Source organism: Flavitalea plasmicola, assembly GCF_030546645.1.
In the GTDB taxonomy this organism is placed as follows: domain Bacteria; phylum Bacteroidota; class Bacteroidia; order Chitinophagales; family Chitinophagaceae; genus Puia.
This window is the reverse complement of record NZ_JAUOTO010000001.1, coordinates 1,220,558-1,238,372: the sequence shown is the minus strand read 5'-3', so window position 1 is coordinate 1,238,372 and position 17,815 is coordinate 1,220,558. Positions and strand designations below refer to the sequence as shown.

Here is a 17,815-nt window from a genome sequence, read left to right as displayed (position 1 = left end):
ATTAGTGATAACCCGGGTTCTCGACCAATTTAGGATTATTGCTGGTTCTCTGAATGGTGATTGGAAAGTAATAATTCTCCTGCCGGAATTGTGGTACATTGGATGAACCATCTACATTATCAACCACCTTCAACTGGTATTTGCCGGTCTGAACATCCAGAATGTACCGGATGCCGGACAATGGTTTTGACAGATCAGCAACGGCAGTCCTCCATCTTCTCAGATCCCAGTAACGATGTCCTTCAAAAGCAAGCTCAATCCTGCGTTCGTGGCGGATATTATCCCGGGTGACTGCTGCCAGGGGGGCGATCCCCGCACGATCCCTGATCTGGTTGACAGCACCTAATGCATCGGTAGTTTTACCCAGCTCAAAAGCGGCCTCCGCATAGTTCAACAAAGTCTCGGCATATCGGAAGATCTGCCAGTCCTGGGATGATGTCGGCCATCCGCTGTTTGCCCCGGCCATGTTATCATGGCTTTCATCCAGGTATTTTATGATGCCAATTCCCGTCCCCTCATAATCCTGATCCCCATTGGCCAATATGCCATTGGCGGACCCGTCCGTCTGGATGGTACCATCGGGTAAACGGATACCCCTATGAAAATCAAGTTTATTTCCTTTCCACATCGTGTTTTGCGTATAGAAGGTACCAAAAAAACGGGGGTCCTTGTTGGCCCATAGGTCTTCGGTTGTCCACAATCCCTGTTGGATGGCAGTTCTGTCCAATGTTCCGGGAGTACCGTCCACATGTTCGAATGATTCGGCCAATTCCAGGTATGCCTGATCGTAAAGGCCACGCGTCCATGCCTGCGGGCGGGGGCAGTTAAAAAAGTCGATGCTCCAGCCATTTCCGCCGGTGAAATTATTCACGTTGTCGTGACGCTTGACAAAAATGGCTTCGCTATTATTTTTTACCAGGAATATATTCCTGAAATTCATCGCCTTATCTGCATCAATATTATATAGCTTATACTTTCCGCTGGTGATGATTGCATTCGATGCGTCATAACTGGCCTGATAGTAGGTATTGGCTTTGTCAGAGGGTATACCCACTACTCCATCTAATTCAACGGCGCCGAATGCGGCAATACTTCCTGCATATAGGGCTGCCCGGCTTTTTAAGGCCAAAGCCGCATATTTCGAGGGCCGCCCCAGGTCATCGCCGGTGACCACTTCAGGAAGATCGTTGGCGGCGGCATCCGTCTCGGAAAGTATAAAATCATATACGGCAGCTTCCTTATCCCTGGGAGGATAAAGTTCGGACTGGGGGTCAGACAGGCTTTGCACTTTTGTAATTATAGGTACCCCGCCATATCTCTTCACCATAGCAAAATAACAGAAGGCCCTTAAAAAGCGCGCTTCAGCAATCTTTGCCTTGATCTCACTGGCTGAAAAAGGTGAACCGGGTACACGCTCGATGAATTGATTGATCGAACGAATGGTATTATATCCCCAGTACTCCAATAAACCGCCGCTGATGGTGAGGTTCCCGTATTTATATCGGAACGCTGTGCTCGGATTCCAATCTCTCCATTGAGGGAAACATTCGTCAGCAATTTCGTTGTTCTCAAACACTGCATAAAAACCATCTCCATTCCATCCATTCCCGGTGGATTCATTCGCCAGAAATGACATTTCATAATATATATGTGTCAGGTAGGCGTTCACCAGCGACTTATCACCCCAGACGTTGTCATCTGAAATGATGTCAAGGGGCTGCTTGTCTAACACCTGCCTGTTGCAGGACACAAGCAGGGAAAAGAGCAATAATGATGATATTAATTTATATTTTTTCATGATTATTTTTTTAAAGCACTTAAAATGAGACATTGACGCCCAGGGTAATCGTTCTTAGCTGTGGATAATAATAGGCAGCATTACCCGATGGAGATTCCGGGTCAACCTGGAAGTCTTTTAGTTTATTAAATGTCAACAGATTTGTGCCTGCGAAATAGATGCGCAATCCCTGCAGGTTGCACTTCTGAATGATGTCCTTGGGTAAATTGTAGCCGATGGACAGTGCTTTAAGCCTCACGTATCCCGCCTTTTTATAAAAATGATCCGAAATAAACCCATTGGTGGCGGATCCCCCTAATCTCGGGAAAAAGGCAGTGGCGGAATTGTTTTTTTCCGACCACCGGAGGTCATACTGCGTCTCCGTATAATTTATATTGCCGTGATCGAGCTGGATATAATTGTAATAGCCAAATGCTCCCTGGAATAATGCGGAAAAGTCAAACTGGTGGTATTTCAGATTCATAGTTGTACCCACCATCCAATGGGGAATAGTCCCTTTCCCAATAGCAACCTGGTCTTTCCAATCCAGCAGCCCATCGTTGTTGACATCAACATATTTGATATCACCTGGACGCAGGGTGCCGTTCCCCGCGGGAAAGGTGAATTTCAGCTTTGAGATCTCATCCTGGCTGGTGAATAAGCCGGCGGATCTGTAACCATATTGCACATCAACCCATTTCCCGGATAATTGCGAGATCCGGATCTGGTCGGGATCCGTATACTTTTGCTCCTCGTAATGATCCCACTTCGCTCTTGACCATGATATGTTAGCGCTGATCTCATACTTCAGGTCCTGGATGGCCCCGCTCGTGCCAAGCGTTAATTCAAATCCACGATTATTTTGACTATTCAGGTTCTCCTGTGGCAAACTTGCTCCGAAGGTACTGGGCAAACTAAGGATGCGCGTGGCGGGAATGCCGGAGAGTTCTCTGTAAAACACATCAACTCCGCCAAATAGCTTTCTTCTCCATAAGGAGAAATCAGTTCCCAGGTTGTAGATCTTTATGGTCTCCCATGTCAGGTTGGGATTGGCAAGACCCGCAGACGCTAAACCCACCTGTGTATTCGCACCGATCAGCCATTGGCCATTAAACTGATAACCTGATAAATATTGGAAATTACCTACGCTGTCCAATCCGGAGCTGCCATAGCTTGCCCTGATCTTCAGTTCATCCACGGCGGCAACGCTCTTCATAAAACTTTCCTGGTTTATTCTCCACCCAAGAGAAACGCCTGGAAAATAACCCCATCTTTTATGGGATGGGAATTTCGCCGAAGCATCGGCCCTTAGCGTGGTTTCAAGCAGGTATTTATCTTTATAGGAATAATTTATCCGGCCAACATAGCTTGCCCGGCCCATTTCAGTAGCGTAGCCCGTGGCCTGGCTTGTTTGAACTGCGCCTGCAAACAATTGCTCCACGGAGGGAGTGAGAAAATTATCCCTTCCTGCCAGAATATAATTGGTACTGTAATCGATCACTTCATACAGGGCCAGGGCGGTGAGATGATGATCGCCCCCAAAAGTCCGGTCATAGTTCAGGGAAAGCTGACCAGTAATATTCCTGTATTCATTATTTTGCATAATATCCCTCGCCTGTGTGCCTAACGCGCCTGACAGCGCGTACTTTTGACTGGAAGCGTCATAGGTGTAAAAATCATACGGCTTCGTGAAGTTCTTATCGTCCCGGTAATTTTGCTCGTAATTAATAAAGGCTTTGGCGCTGAGGCCCCGGATGGAGTGGATCCTGTAATTCGCGATAAAGGTAGCTTTCGCGTTGTTATTATTGTTCTTATCATACCCTGCAATATTGTAATCGGAGATCAGCTTGATGCTTCCCACCCCTTGCCCGTTGGCGTAGGAATGTTTCGTAGGGTCCGGCAGTGTGGCCGGGTAGATCGGCAAGGAATTCCACAGATCCTGCCATAAAGAATTCGCGCCGGCGGATTGGGTACGCCAGGGAAATTTCCGGGTTTCGATCACGGAGGATATATTCAACTGGACGGAAAGGTTGTCCGTGATCTTTGCATCGATGTTCGACTGAAGATTATACCGTGCATATTTACCTCCATTTGATTTCCACACGGACTCCTGGTCAAGGTAGCCGATGAATCCGTAATATTTGATCCTATCGTTGCCTCCCCTTACCGAGAAATTATGCTGTTGTTGGGGACTCCAATCCCTGATCGTTTCTTTGAACCAGTTTGTGTTGGGATACTGGGGATCCGTACCATCGTAATACTTTTTGACCTGATCAGCCGTATAGGGGGCGGTCAGCCCCTGGTTTATAAACTTTTCATTTTGCATTTCAGCATACTGGCCTGAACTGGCGGGCTTGGTCATAGACGTAATTCCCTGCAATGTGTAGGAGGAGTTAAGCGCAACGACAGGCTTCTGATCTTTGCCGCGCTTAGTCGTTACCAGGATTACGCCATTTCCGGCGCGTGATCCATAAATGGATGCAGAACCATCTTTTAAAATACTCACCGATTCGATCTGGTTGGGGTCGATGTTGTTAAAGTCAGACTCCACGCCGTCGACAATCCACAGGGCCTGGCCAAACCCCCTGATGCTTAATCCTGCCTGATCGCTACCCGGCTGACCCCCTGACTGTAAGGAGATCAGGCCGGGAAGGCGTCCTGCCAGCGTGTTGGCAGTGCTTGCGACAGGGGCGCCCGTAATGTCTTCCGATTTGACAGAAGATACGGATCCTGTAAGGTTTCCTCTCTTTTGGGTGCCGTACCCGATCACGATCACCTCTTCCGCCTTAGCTTCTTTCTGTTTTAAGGTCAGCTTTAATGGCCCAGCCCCGGATATCGGAGCCTCTCTCGTTTCATACCCCACGTAGGAGATCACCAATGTAGTGGCTGAATCAGGAACCTGCATGGCGAAATTTCCATTTTCATCCGTCGTAGTCGACTGGTGGGAACCTTTCACCTTTACAGTAGCTCCCGCAAGCGGGCTACCCGTAGCTCCGTCTGTTATTTTTCCAGACACGTCAATATTTGTATGCAATGTCCTTATATCCGGCAGAGGGTTATCGCGTTTTTCCACTCCTCTTAGCTCTACAACAATTGTTTTCCCCCGGATGCGATAGGTTAATGGCTGATCATGGAAACAGATGTCCAGCACTTCCTCCAAGCTTGCATTTTTAACATGGATGGTAATAGGTTTCGCCACTTGCAGGGACGAATAGGTGTAGAAAAAAACATATCCGCTTTGTTTCTTAATGACGGACATAATCTTTTCAAAAGGGATATTTCTGGCGGAGTACGTAATGGTCTGTGAGTTTACTTTCGCAGTTGCTCCCAGCCCGAATACAAGCAGTAGAATGGCGGTGAACTTCATAGACATTAAAATTTGCCTTTGCGTTCGAAACACAATCGTTAAATGCATACATTTGCAGTGTTTGGGTTAAACAATAGTCTTAGCGGACTTTCCTGATTTTAATTCAAATAGGTACCGGGGTCCGATTCGCAGTCGGAATCCGGTTTTTTATTTAGGGTCTGATAGTTAGCATTTTACCATTCAACGTATAATGAATTCCTGTTCCCGACAGCAGCTCCAGCACTTCTGATAACTTCAGGTTCCTTTGCAGTTCACCACCAAAGAGCTCCGATGTTATTCTCCCTTCATACCGGACCTCTACATCATACCACCTGGAAAGCTGCCGCATGACAGTTCTTATATCTGCATGCTCAAACTGGAAATATCCATATACCCAGGCCACCGAGGCGTCAGCATCTACTTTTGAAATAATGCCGCCGCCGTACTGTTCGCCCGGCTGCAGGATCGCTTTGTCATTGATCTTTACGCTGCCTTCCAGTAACGTGGTTTTGACCATTTGTTCATCCGCATAAGCATTCACATTAAAATGCGTTCCCAACACTTTTATCACCTCCTTTCCGGCGCTGACCATAAAAGGTCTTGTTGCATTCTGCGCCACCTCGAAATAGACCTCGCCGGTGATCTCCACCTTACGCTGGTTTTCTGAAAAGCGGGTGGGGAACCGCATGGACGAACCGGCATTGAGCCAGACCTTTGTTCCATCGGAAAGCGTCACCTGTTGCTGCCTACCCATAGGCGTAACCAGCGTGGCGTATTCAACCTTGCCGTCTTCCACCGTGATCTTATCTCCTGATTTTGTAAAGCCGTCCATCAGCTTACCGTTCTTCGCCGTATCCAGCACAACAGACCTGCCATTAGACAAAGTGAGAACGGCTCCGTTGTGACCGGGCAGCGCATCCTTGATGACCTGGTTGCCGGCAACCACCACTTTTTCCGTAGTATCCCGGCGAAAGAAGACATAGGAAGCGCCCGCTATTACCAATAATAAAACTGCGGCAGCGTAGGACATCCAGCGCCGCCTGATAGCATGTTGAGCGGGAATTTTTACGGTGTCCGGCTTGTCCGAAGCCAGCACAGCCGTCAAGATCTGATGAGATGCTTCATCAGGCAATTGGACCACCGGATCTTCCGCCACCGGATATTTTTCGCTTAAGGTTCGTAAGATCTCGCCTGACCCCGGTTGACGGACGAATTCAAAGAATTCCCGCTTTTCGGCATCAGTCGCTGTTTTGTTGAGATATTTTTGGAATAAGATTTCCAACCGTTGCTCATCCATACCTGAATAGACCTCCGGAAGAGGCCGGGATTATTAGGCAGTCCGGAAAATATTTTAAAAGAATAGGAAAAAGAATAGCAAAGCTGTCAATTCCAGCTGATTAGTCAAAAATGCCCGGATGGACCTAAGGGCAATGGCAAGATGTACGCTGACGGTGGCAGGCGCAAGATTGAGCATTTCCGCAACTTCCATCCTGGTGTGTCCCTGCAATCGCGTAAGGACAAACACCTTTCTTTGCTGGGGGCTGAGCCGGGTCAATGCTTTCTCCAGCAGCTCTTCCATGTGATTTACCTGCACTTTATCTTCCGCGTCGCTGACCTCTGTAGGCAAATACGAGATCAACTCTTCCTTTCTTTCGCCTTCCCGGGCTATCTTCTGCAATTCAGTTAAAGCCCGGTTGCGGGTGATTACGTGGATCCAGGATGAAAAATTATTTATTTCCTTCAGTTTGGGACGATTCTTCCAAACACGCATGAATACATCCTGCACTATTTCTTCCGCGATCGTACTGTTTTCAGTATAAGTTAAAGCGATGGTGTACACCCGGTCCTTATACCTGGAAAAAAGCGCTGCAAAGGCCTTTTGGTCGCCCGTAGAGACGGCAAAAAGTACGGCTACTTCGTCATAAGCGGTGAAGGAATGGCTGGCCAACATTTCGTAATAGAGTATATTCCTGCTACAAATGTGTGCCAAAAAAACGTAACCTCATAAAATATTTAGCTGCCTCCCACACGAAAAACACCATTCGTGATCGTCACGGGTGCCCCCGTCGAATCATTGGCAGTTCCGCTAAACGTGCCCAGGTACTGTATGAAGCCATCGTGCGTTTTGAATGTATAACCTGTAATAACAATGGTGACTACTTTGTCAGGCTTGTCCGAAGCCGCAGAAAAAATAATATGGTACGGCACATTAGGTCCCCCTGGCATATAGAAATTAAAGCTGCTGTTTACATTGGTCGGGAAGGCGCCGGGCGTCACCAGGTAAGTGTCCGGCGGCAGGCTCAACTCCATGAACAGAAGCGTATCGCCGGAAGGTACCTGGCCCGAGAAATCCCACAGCGTGCCGGTGTGATTCGGAATGTACCATGGATGGTAACTACAGGTTCCACTATATACATGGCCCTGCGCCGTGAATCGCCAGGAATTATCAGCCAGCGGCAAAGTATCCACCCTGATGGAAAATCCGCAGACGCTATGATCGAAAGTAATCGTAAACCCGGTGAGAGAAGGATTCGTGAAAACCCCACTTGCCTTAAGCCGTACCGTCTGCTGCCCTATCGCCGTGAAAACGCCCGAGTCTGCAAATGTCACACCGTTCTGGGCATCTGAGACGATCCGGTAATAGCCCGTCCTGGACACATTGACGCCGATCTCCACATAGTTGGTATCAGTGCCGGGCTGTACGCCACTGTACCAGGCGCCATGGACAGTACCGGGCAGACAATCGCCTTTACTATTCTGAAGCGAACCTTTCGCCGGCCTGGCGTCACCACCGGGACCGCCTTTCTTACAACCGCTAAAAACTGCTATCGCTGAAAAAAACAAGATGACGACAGGTAGGACGTCGTGAAGGAGGGAAGGTTTCTTGTTCATATGATAATTTTAATGGTACTATGAAAATACGGATTATCACGTTCAACAATTTTTATTATATTGGTCCTACCATGCAAAAATTAAGCCTACTTATCCTCATCATCAGCAGCCAATCCCTTTTTGCCCAGATGCCTGCTACCCTTTCCCCTTCGGAAAAAGTCTATGGCCTTTCCAGGTTCTGGCAGGAAGTGAATTATAATTTCGTTTACCTGGATAGGATCGACCGGCAAAAATGGGATAGCCTGTATATTGCGCTGATCGGCCAGGTACAAAAAACCCCGGATGATTATACCTATTACCGCCTGCTGCAAAAGTTCTGTGCGACGCTGCATGATGGACACACCAATGTCTGGATGCCGCCAGGCATCAACAATTCCATTCTCACGAAAATGTTCGGTGAATATTGGCTCGGTACGGAGAATATCGATGGCAAAGCCATCGTCACCCATACGCTTAAAACAAAAATAAAAGAGATCCCCATTGGCAGCGAGATCATTGAAGTCAATGGTCTGCCCACAGACAGATACATCGCTGACAGCGTCAGGCCCTATATTTCCAGCTCCACGGCCTACGTCCTGGAAGACAACGCCATCAGCGGTTTGCTCAGCGGGCCTATCGGCGCCTCCTATAAGGTGAAGATCCGGCGGCCCGACGGCTCCATCCTTCCCCTCCAGCTGACGCACGAACGATCGAAGGATACGAGCTATTATCCCGCCCTTGTCAACACTCCCCTGCTGGAGCTAAAATGGTATGATAAAGACATCGCCTACCTGGCGCTCAACTCCTTCGGTGATGAAAAGATCGACACCCTTTTCCTGGAAAAGTTGCCCGGGCTCTACCAAGCCAGGGCCCTGATCATCGATCTCCGCGCCAATGGCGGAGGCAGCACAGGCACCGGGACAGCCATCCTGCAATATCTCACGCAGGACTCGATCATGCAGCATTCCCGCTACTTCACCCGGCAGCACATGCCCGCCTTTAAAGCCTGGGGTAAGTTTGTAAACCTTAAAGACACCATAGGCAACGACTGGGCCAGACGCTCCTGGCTATACAATCACGATGCCATGTTCTATACATTCGACTACGCGCCCGACACTATACACCTTGGCGCAAAAAGACTGGTGGTGCCCACGGTCCTTTTGATTGGCCATAATACGGCCTCCGCCGCCGAAGACTTCCTGATCAGCGCCGCCAACCAGAAACATATGGTCCGCATAGGGGATCGCTCCTTCGGCAGTACCGGCCAGCCCTTTTTGTTCGACCTGCCCGGTGGCGGGGGCGCCCGCATCTGCACAAAAAAAGACACTTACCCTGATGGAAAGGAATTCGTCGGATATGGCGTAGCGCCTGATATCTTCGTACGACCCACCGTTAAGGATTTCATCGACCACAAAGACCCTGTTCTTGAAAGAGGCCTGGAGTACCTGCGGCAACAGCGTTCTCACGCTACTGCGCCATGATCAATACTTTCACCGGTCCCAGCAAACCCGCTGAAAAGCAGGTGCTCTCCGGCGTGTAAGGATTCACATTCGACCATGTCCTCCGCTCGTTTACAGGCGACCGGCTGTCTCCGATGATCCTGTTCACCCAGGTATTCACTACTTCGATCTCCAGCGTATTGGTTCCCGCCTTCGCTGCGCGGGTAATATCCACCTTATAAGGTGGCGTCCAGGCGCCTCCAACATACACGCCGTTGACCTTCACCTTCGCCATCGCCACCACCATGCCCAGATCCAGGTACAGCGTCCGTCCCGGCAGCAACGTCGGCAATGAAAAGCTATTCCTGTATATAGCCCTGCCGGAATAATACCGTATGGAATCCCGTGGATCCACAGCCCAGTCCGTCAGTTGCGGGAATACCACTGGTGCGGCGGGCCCGCGTGAAGCCGTATCAAAATACACCGTCCAGGGTCCCCGCACCTCCGTTGCCTTCAAAGGCGCCGGAAAATTAGCCTTGCCATGGTTACCGGCGCTGCCCTTGCGAAAAACAACAAAAAAACTCTGGTACTTTTCCAGTTCCAGCGGCACCTTCGTCACCTCGCCCTCCTGCGTATACACCGGGAGATCGCGCACCGAGCCCAACAAAGGATCAAACAGCATGGGGACCTTCCCCTGCACCCTGAAAACCGGCGCCGCCGACACCTGCTTCGCAGACTGGTTACTGACAAAATAAATATCTTCTCCCGATGAAGTAGTCCGATGCAGGAACAGCAGGCTATCCGCAGGCTTTGTCCCCACGTCCGGCGGCAGCTTCAAGAGGGCCAAAGCCTCCTCCATGGTGAAACCATTCATCACCAGCCCTTTGCCTACCGCATGGGTTCTGGCGGCGCCGTCACCCCACAATAAACCCGCCAGCTTTCGCACGGCGCGGTCCGCATTGCCATAATCTTCCAGGCTGGGCGAACGCTCCGGCGCGGGTCCCAGCAATACCCCGCCCTGACTAACGAGATCATATATTCGCTGTAATAAGGCCGGTCGCATAGTTGCCAGCTTTGGCAGCACCAGGATACGATAGGACAGACCGTCAGGCAGCGTCCATCGTCCATCCTTTACAGAGAGCCGTTGTTCTATCACCTCTGCATTTATATAATCGTAGGAATACCCTCCGGGTAGTTCCGGGTCCCGCACACCGGTCATCTTAGGCGCATCCTCGCCGATGAAATAAGCCACGTCAGCAACATACCGTCCCTGCCGTAACATAAAGTTACAACGCCTCAGGTAGGAGATAAAGACATCCAGCTGGCTGAACCAGGTATTGTGCCGGTTGAATTCCGTACCGAACCACGCATTGGTTCCTGGTACCCGCTGATCCTGCTGCGAAATGAATACGTGCAGCAATGTATTATTGATCCCTTCCGTAAAGAACCGGTCTCCCCTGGGCTTCAGCATGGCAGGATAACGTACATAAGGCCGTCCGCCGGAAGTGAATGACTCGGCCGACACCTTGTTCTTTCCATAAATATGTGCGCTGGAAGAAGCGGCCCTGTTCTCGATATTGCCCAGCTCGCCCTCGCTCCAGAACTCGCCCGATACCTCGTCCGACTGACCGCCGTATTGCAGGAACTCGCCCGGGAACCCCCAATGGCCGTAATTCTCCAGCCATGTCGTCAATCCATGCCGGTGGCTGACTTCCCTCAATCCGCCCACATAATCATAGGCCACCTTATCCGCAATGAACCGGCGCAGGTCCCACAGAAAGCGATCGCTCTGATCCTCGCTGCCCACCACCTTCCCCAGCATCGCAGGAATATAAGGAAGAGGATCATACCCATACCGGGCTTTGAAGGACGCGATCATCCCGTCTGTCCAGTTCTGTCCCCCCACTTCATAGCTGTCTTCTACCACTACTTTAAAACATGTCCGGTCTGCTGCAGGGATACGCCTGAGTATCTCTCCCAGAAAAGCATCGAAATTTTCAGCGACGTGCTGCTTGCTCATCTTATCACCCTGCAACCCCCTGCCCTCCGGCTGCGCAGGACTGTTCACCACCCGCGTTGGCGTCATGCCCGTACGCAGAACCACCCAGTCGCCGGGCGGTGCATTCCAGCTCAAATAGCCTTTCACATCCATGGATGATGAAATATCCATTACTTTTCCCCCATCGATGACCAGCCCAGGGTCCGTCACCTCCGGCTGCACCGGCCACTGATACTCTTTCCAATAAGGCAGAGGCGTTGGGTACATCTTGGCCAATGTCTTCTCGATATAATTGGCGACCACAGGGTCTGCCGATAATTTCAGCTCACGTATGCCGCAATCCTTCGACCAATGACGGAAGATGATCCGGAAACTACGGCCCGCCGCAGCAGGAAAAGATACTGCCAGCGGCCCATAAGGATCAAAGCCCGTATTCAGCGCGTCATTGCTCCTGTCCATATTAAGATCAGACAGTTTTCTGAATACGCCATTCTCTTCCACTTGTATCTCTCCTTCTAATTTCATGCGCCGTAAGCCCGGCGTGATAATAAGACTGCGCGCCGTAAAAGAGGTTTCTGTATGGAGCGTGACAGCAAGCTCATTACCGTCAGGCAGCCGGAACTCCGTGTCCTCCCTGCCATCCAACAGGAATGACAAGCCATCCACCGAAGGCTCGGCGCTAAGCGAAGGATGAAGTGAAAATATATTACTGTTATACTCCCGTGGCCGTGGATAAGCGATCACCCGGACATCCTCGCAACTGTCTGCCGGCATCGGCAATGCAAGCCGCACAAGCTGAGCCCCCTTCACGTACGTCTCTGAAGCAACCAGCCGGCGCATGGCATGCCCGGGCGTAACCCAGGGTCCCCCCGTGCCACTCCATCCCGGACTGTTGAACATCCCTATGTCGATATGTAATTGTGAAGCCGTCTTCAACGCCGTATGCAGGATCTCCCACCACTCCGGGGAAAGCAGGCGGACCTTTCCATCCGGCATTTCTTCAAGGCCCACATTCCCGATGAAGGCCCGGCCGATACCGGCCTTCTTCATGGCCTCCAGGTCTTTTACCACACCCTCTTTAGAGATATTGCCCGAGATCCAGTACCAGTAAATGCTGGTTTGAACAGAATCAGGCGGCATTTGAAAACCCTCGCTTATCCTCGCCCAATGCACCGTACGCTCCTGGGATCGCGCCGGTGTTACCGACATACATATAATGATAATACAAGGCAGGCATCGTTTAGCTATGATCAGGTGCATAACAGATAAGTAGATGGATAAAGGTCCAATTTAAACCTCTCTACCGTATCATTCATCCTGTACCATCATGCCTGTCAGGAACCCGGAAGTGCATCGCCGCCCGGAAATTTACGGAAATGCCAGACAAGGCTTAAAAGCCAGAGACGACCGGGAAGATTGTTGCGGTGCGTCTCTATATAATTGGGACCGGCGGATTGAAAGGTATTGCCCGATCCGTTCAGGATATTAAAGACGGAAAGACGGATCTGGCCGCTGTGGTTGCGGAAGACACTTTTATAAAAAGCGCCGTTCCAATAGCTGGTGGCCCGTGCCGGCAGCGCACCCTGGGCACCTGTCTGCTGCCAGTTATAGAACGAAGAAACGGTGAGGGCCCAGGGCAGCTCATAAGAGAAGTTCACCGTATAGTTCTGCATCCAGGTCTGGGTATTCTGGGCAGGATTGAGCGAGTAAGCGTTGGCGCTAAAGTCCAATGCCGCATTGACGTCCAGGAACACCTTCTCCGAGGGATGGTAATTTAGTTTCAGCGCAGTTCCGGCAGCGCTGCCGTCGGTGTTGTTCCGCTGCCCGTTGAGAAAGCCGTTCTGGTGGTTGTATTGCCCATGTAAATTGATGCTCCCATTCCCCTTACGGGTCCAGAAGGGAAATCCATACGTCAGGTTGGAAGACAGGTTGTAATTGCCATCGATATTGACATACTGCAGTTGCTGGACACCGCCGGCAAGCAGTGTAGTCGCTTCCGTGATAGCGCGCTGAACAAAGCTGCCCTGAAGATTTACCTGCCAGTTCTGAAGGCTTTTTATGTTGAAGCTGTTGAACTCCATGTCCATGCTATGCTGGAAGGACTGCTGAAGGTCGGGATTGCCTATGCGCACCAGGAATGGATTGGTCAGGTCGGGCAAAGGCTGCAGCTGCTCGATGGAAGGAGCGCTGCTGCTACCCGTATACCCGAATCGCAGCGATCGGCTCTGGGTCAATGTCCAGATGAGGTTCGCCCGGGGGAACCAATTGGTAAAATGCTGGCGGAGATGAGCATGCAATGAATAATTCTGGTTATCCAGGTCGGTCAGCTGAACCGCCAGGCCAAGCTGGTAGCGGAATTTGGTACCATCGGAATTAAAGCCGGCATGAAAATCCTGCGTAGTGCTGCGATTGAAGAACCTGTTGGAAGTAAGCGTATCGGGAATATCATATTTGCCGGTGGCACTGTCGTAGTCAAGGCTTTGCTTGTCGGAGTGGCTGGTGTTTGTAAAAATGTGGTATCCAAAATCCAGTATACGCCGGGCACTGATCGGCTCCGTATAGGACAGCCTGGCTGTATAATTTTCGCCGTCGGATGTCTGGCTGGAGCGCTGGTCCCTTAAAGTATGCTGCGTAAGATTTCCAAGACTGTCAAAACCATTGACAAGGGAATAAAGGCCCGCATCCTGATCCTGTCGCTGGCGGGATTGGCTCAGCCCGATGTAAAAAGTACGGCCTTTTCTTTTGAAAAGTTGACGGTAATCCAGGTTATTGGAATAGCTATATCCGTTGTTGCTGTTGATATTGACGGTCTGCCCAAGGCTGCTACGCCAGATCCTGGAAAGATCTCCCTGGCCCTTTTGTGTGTTGATCCCCACCGTGTCGGCAGCATTGTTGGCGCCGGATTGGGGACTCCAGTTCGATTGCAGGTTAAGCGTGCGCAAACTGTCGATCGGGAATTCGATCCTTGCGTCGATGCGGCCCGATCTATTGGAATTGGACGACTTGCTGAAACGATCCTCCAGCAACGAAGAGTCCCCCAGAAATGTCTGGCGGCCCGACGACGACACCTGTGTACTGTTGCTGTGATAAAAGCCACCGTTGATGATCGCCGTTATTTTTTTCCCAAGCTTGTCCCTGTAATTGAAATTGGCGTTCGAAATGGTCATGATGCCGCTGGAAGTAGGGCCGATGTTATTCTCGGTGCCGTTAAACTGGTTGTTGATATTATTCGTTTCCCCATTGAAAAAGAAATTACGGGAGGTGCCCAGACTGGCAGCCGTCCCCCCGGCAGCATAGCTGTCTCCATTTCCCCCGCCGGCGTATAATTTACCGAAGTAGCCTGTCTTCCTGTCCTTTTTCAATTTAATATTAAGCGTTTTACCGCCCGTGTTGTCACGGATGCCGGTGAGCTTACCCTGCTCGGTCTGGGTATCAAAGGCCTCTATTTGCGCGACGATCTCGGCAGGCAGGTTTTGCGTTGCCGTCTTGATATCCCCGAGAAAGAACTCCTTCCCGTCGACAAGTATCTTGTCGATCTTTTTGCCCTGCATAGTGACATTACCATCCTTATCTACCGCAATACCCGGCAATTTACGCAGCAGGTCTTCGACACTGGCATAAGGCCGGGTGGGAAAGGCACCCGCATTGAAACCGATGGTATCCGACTTGACGATGACAGGTGGGATATTCGCTTTGACGATAACCTCCATCAGTGGCTTAGAAGAGCGCTGCATCTGCAGGCTGACAACGATGGCCGATGTGTCAGTGTCTTTCACGGCAACGGACAGGGTATCCGGGATATATCCCAGGTAAGTGGCGATCACACGGTAATGACCAGGCTGGGAAACCCGCAGGATAAAACCGCCATTCCTGTTGCTGCGCATCGTCTGAATGGGATGTTCGCCCCTGAGCGGCCAGCACGAGACGGTGGCCTCTTCCAGTATGGTCCCTGAAATGCTATCCCGGACGCTCCCCCGAATATAATGGGTGGCCACACGGGTCTGCGCCCGCAGGGCCAGAGACGATAGGATAAGTATGGTGATCGAAACCCACCGGAAAGACGTCCCGAAATGCATCGGATGAAGGTATTTCAACCAAACCATTTCCCCAAAAAAACAGTAATTTGAACAAGTTAAATTCGCGCAAAAACAATGTTTGGCGCGAAAAGTATCCCAAATTGATAATTCACTGCATGAGAAAATTTCTGGTCCTCTTTTTTTTGCCGTTGCAATTGATCGCCCAGTCCGGATCCTTCCGTCCATTCAAAAAATATCCTTTTACCTCGGGCCTGGCAGCATCCCCACACGGTGCTGCTATCGCCTGGACAATGAATGAAGAAGGCAGGCGCAATATTTATGTGGCAAACGCCCCGGCATTCATCCCGCAAAAGCTTACCGATTTTTCAAAAGATGACGGACAGGAGATCACCAGCATTTCCATTTCCGATGACGGCGCATGGGTCATGTTCGTACGGGGAGGCGACCACGGCGCTAACTGGGATGATGACCAGCCCGTCAATCCCGCTTTTGAAACCCAGCCTTTTAAAGTGCAGGTGGCCACCGTACCTATCGCTGGCGGACAAGTGAAATATCTCTCCGAAGGTGATGACCCCGTCATTTCGCCCGACAGCAAGGAAATAGCGTTTATCAGGAACGGGCAGGCATGGTCTTCGCCGGTGGATGGCGCCACACCTCCCAAGGTCTTGTTCACCACCCGGGGAAAGGTCGGCGCATTGCAATGGTCCCCCGATGGCAGACGCCTGCTATTCGTAGCCAACAGGACCGATCATGCCGTCATTGGCATATTTACCAAAGGTGTTCCTACCCTGAAATGGATAGCTCCTTCCTTCGGCAGGGACGCCTCCCCTCAATGGTCCGCCGACGGCAGCAGGATCGTTTTTGTAAGAAGACCCGGCGCCGGCGGCGCTCCGGACTCCATGCTCGTCAACCGCCCCGACCCATGGAGCATTTACGTGGCAGATACCGCCACCGGCACAGCCAGGCAATTGTGGAGATCCCCGGCAACCTTACGCGGCTCTTTCCCATCGACCGATGGAGGAGCCAATCTGCATTGGGCGGACAATAACAGGATCGTATTTCTATCCTACCAGGATGGATGGCCGCATCTCTATTCCATTAACGCGGAGGGAGGCAAAGAGGTACTGCTCACACCCGGCAATTACATGTGTGAGCATATCAGGCTCAGCGCCGATGGAAAGCACCTGCTCTTCAGCGCCAACACCGGTCCGGACCGCGACGACCTGGAGAGAAGACATGCAGCCATGGTCAGCGTCGACAGCCCCAATATGCAGGTGATGACCCCGGGCCAGGGCCTGGAATGGGCGCCCGTATTTACAGGAGACGGCGAAGCCCTGGCTTTCATAAGTGCAACGGCTCAACGCCCTCCCCTACCCGCTGTTCTGCCTTTAAAGAACAACCACGATAAGAACATACGCCTGCTCGGCGCCGACAAGATCCCAGCGGACTTTCCATCCACCCGGATGGTGACTCCTACTTCGGTCACCTTCACGGCAGCTGATGGCATCACCGTTCATGCCACCCTGTTCCTGCCGCCGGGCGGCGCCGCAAAAAAGCCCGCCATCGTATACGTGCATGGCGGTCCCCAAAGACAAATGCTGCTGGGTTGGCACTATTCAGACTATTATTCCAATGCCTACGCCTCCAATCAATACCTGGCCAGCCTTGGATTCGTGGTCCTGGCCGTCAACTATCGACTCGGCATTGGATATGGCTACGAATTTCACAAACCTAAACAAGGCGGCCCTGCAGGCGCTGCGGAGTATAAGGATATAAAAGCCGCTGGTGGCTGGCTCCGACGGCAAGGCTTTGTCGACACGGGTAAAATAGGAATTTACGGCGGATCTTATGGAGGCTACCTCACCGCCCTGGCGTTGGCACGCGATTCAAAATTGTTCTCCGCCGGCGTCGACTTCCATGGCGTACATAACTGGCTCGCCCAAACTTCGGCATTTGCAGGAGTAAAAGATAACTTTGAAAAAGCACCCGACTTTGACCAGGCAGTAAAGGTCGCATGGCAATCTTCTCCTGTCTCGTCCATTCATACCTGGAAGTCACCCGTGCTGATCATCCAGGGAGATGATGACAGGAATGTTCGTTTCAGTCAAAGCGTGGACCTCATCCGGCGGCTGGAAAGCAAAGGCGTGCCTTATGAAAGCCTGATGATCGTGGATGACACCCATCACTGGATGAATTTCGACAATGCGGTTGAAGTGTATGAGGCTGCGGCGGAATTCTTTGCGAGGAAATTCCTAAACAATGAAAATAAGACTATTATATATAAATAATCCCGCCCGCACATAATCAAATCATCTTTTTTGCGTTCATTATCCCAGACCCCCTACT

At 51.0% G+C, this 17,815-nt stretch carries 9 protein-coding genes; 2 read left to right on the top strand and 7 right to left on the bottom strand.

Features of this window, described 5'->3' with window-relative positions; genetic code table 11:
• Position 1 precedes the first annotated feature (1 nt).
• The 5 genes from Q4E93_RS05035 to Q4E93_RS05015 form a co-directional block, all read right to left on the bottom strand.
• The gene (locus Q4E93_RS05035; RefSeq protein ID WP_303583076.1) at positions 2-1,798 is read right to left on the bottom strand and encodes a RagB/SusD family nutrient uptake outer membrane protein; all 1,797 of its coding nucleotides are present in this window, start codon (positions 1,796-1,798) and stop codon (positions 2-4) included.
• Positions 1,799-1,817: 19 nt separating this feature from the next.
• On the bottom strand, positions 1,818-5,144 hold the full coding sequence (locus Q4E93_RS05030; protein WP_303583074.1) for a TonB-dependent receptor: 3,327 nt from the start codon (positions 5,142-5,144) through the stop codon (positions 1,818-1,820).
• Between the two features lie 151 nt (positions 5,145-5,295).
• On the bottom strand, positions 5,296-6,420 hold the full coding sequence (locus Q4E93_RS05025) for a FecR family protein (RefSeq protein ID WP_303583072.1): 1,125 nt from the start codon (positions 6,418-6,420) through the stop codon (positions 5,296-5,298).
• 54 nt (positions 6,421-6,474) lie between these two features.
• On the bottom strand, positions 6,475-7,074 hold the full coding sequence (locus Q4E93_RS05020; protein ID WP_303583070.1) for an RNA polymerase sigma factor: 600 nt from the start codon (positions 7,072-7,074) through the stop codon (positions 6,475-6,477).
• A gap of 62 nt (positions 7,075-7,136) precedes the next feature.
• Positions 7,137-8,015, bottom strand: coding sequence for a hypothetical protein (locus Q4E93_RS05015; RefSeq protein WP_303583069.1), 879 nt, complete (start codon positions 8,013-8,015; stop codon positions 7,137-7,139).
• Positions 8,016-8,086: 71 nt separating this feature from the next.
• Between Q4E93_RS05015 and Q4E93_RS05010 the strand changes: the two genes are divergently transcribed.
• Positions 8,087-9,475: a S41 family peptidase gene (locus Q4E93_RS05010; RefSeq protein WP_303583068.1), complete on the top strand. Its 1,389-nt coding sequence runs from the start codon at positions 8,087-8,089 to the stop codon at positions 9,473-9,475.
• Here Q4E93_RS05010 and Q4E93_RS05005 read toward each other — a convergent pair.
• Together Q4E93_RS05005 and Q4E93_RS05000 are read right to left on the bottom strand one after the other, a co-directional pair.
• Complete coding sequence (locus tag Q4E93_RS05005) at positions 9,462-12,641, bottom strand: glycosyl hydrolase (RefSeq protein ID WP_303583066.1); 3,180 nt, start codon at positions 12,639-12,641, stop codon at positions 9,462-9,464. The genes Q4E93_RS05010 and Q4E93_RS05005 overlap by 14 nt on opposite strands.
• A 125-nt stretch (positions 12,642-12,766) precedes the next feature.
• Positions 12,767-15,508: an outer membrane beta-barrel protein gene (locus Q4E93_RS05000; RefSeq protein ID WP_303583064.1), complete on the bottom strand. Its 2,742-nt coding sequence runs from the start codon at positions 15,506-15,508 to the stop codon at positions 12,767-12,769.
• A gap of 116 nt (positions 15,509-15,624) precedes the next feature.
• On the opposite strand from Q4E93_RS05000, the gene Q4E93_RS04995 reads away from it, so the two are divergent.
• Positions 15,625-17,757, top strand: a complete 2,133-nt coding sequence (locus tag Q4E93_RS04995; protein WP_303583062.1) for a S9 family peptidase — start codon at positions 15,625-15,627, stop codon at positions 17,755-17,757.
• The last annotated feature ends 58 nt before the right edge of the window (positions 17,758-17,815 follow it).

Excerpts from the sequence above, each read along its gene's own strand:
- Q4E93_RS05035 (WP_303583076.1), bottom strand. The coding sequence starts at position 1,798 with ATGAAAAAATATAAATTAATATCATCATTATTGCTCTTTTCCCTGCTT.
- Q4E93_RS05030 (WP_303583074.1), bottom strand. The coding sequence starts at position 5,144 with ATGAAGTTCACCGCCATTCTACTGCTTGTATTCGGGCTGGGAGCAACT.
- Q4E93_RS05025 (WP_303583072.1), bottom strand. The coding sequence starts at position 6,420 with ATGGATGAGCAACGGTTGGAAATCTTATTCCAAAAATATCTCAACAAA.
- Q4E93_RS05020 (WP_303583070.1), bottom strand. The coding sequence starts at position 7,074 with ATGTTGGCCAGCCATTCCTTCACCGCTTATGACGAAGTAGCCGTACTT.
- Q4E93_RS05015 (WP_303583069.1), bottom strand. The coding sequence starts at position 8,015 with ATGAACAAGAAACCTTCCCTCCTTCACGACGTCCTACCTGTCGTCATC.
- Q4E93_RS05010 (WP_303583068.1), top strand. The coding sequence starts at position 8,087 with ATGCAAAAATTAAGCCTACTTATCCTCATCATCAGCAGCCAATCCCTT.
- Q4E93_RS05005 (WP_303583066.1), bottom strand. The coding sequence starts at position 12,641 with ATGTCGGTAACACCGGCGCGATCCCAGGAGCGTACGGTGCATTGGGCG.
- Q4E93_RS05000 (WP_303583064.1), bottom strand. The coding sequence starts at position 15,508 with ATGCATTTCGGGACGTCTTTCCGGTGGGTTTCGATCACCATACTTATC.
- Q4E93_RS04995 (WP_303583062.1), top strand. The coding sequence starts at position 15,625 with ATGAGAAAATTTCTGGTCCTCTTTTTTTTGCCGTTGCAATTGATCGCC.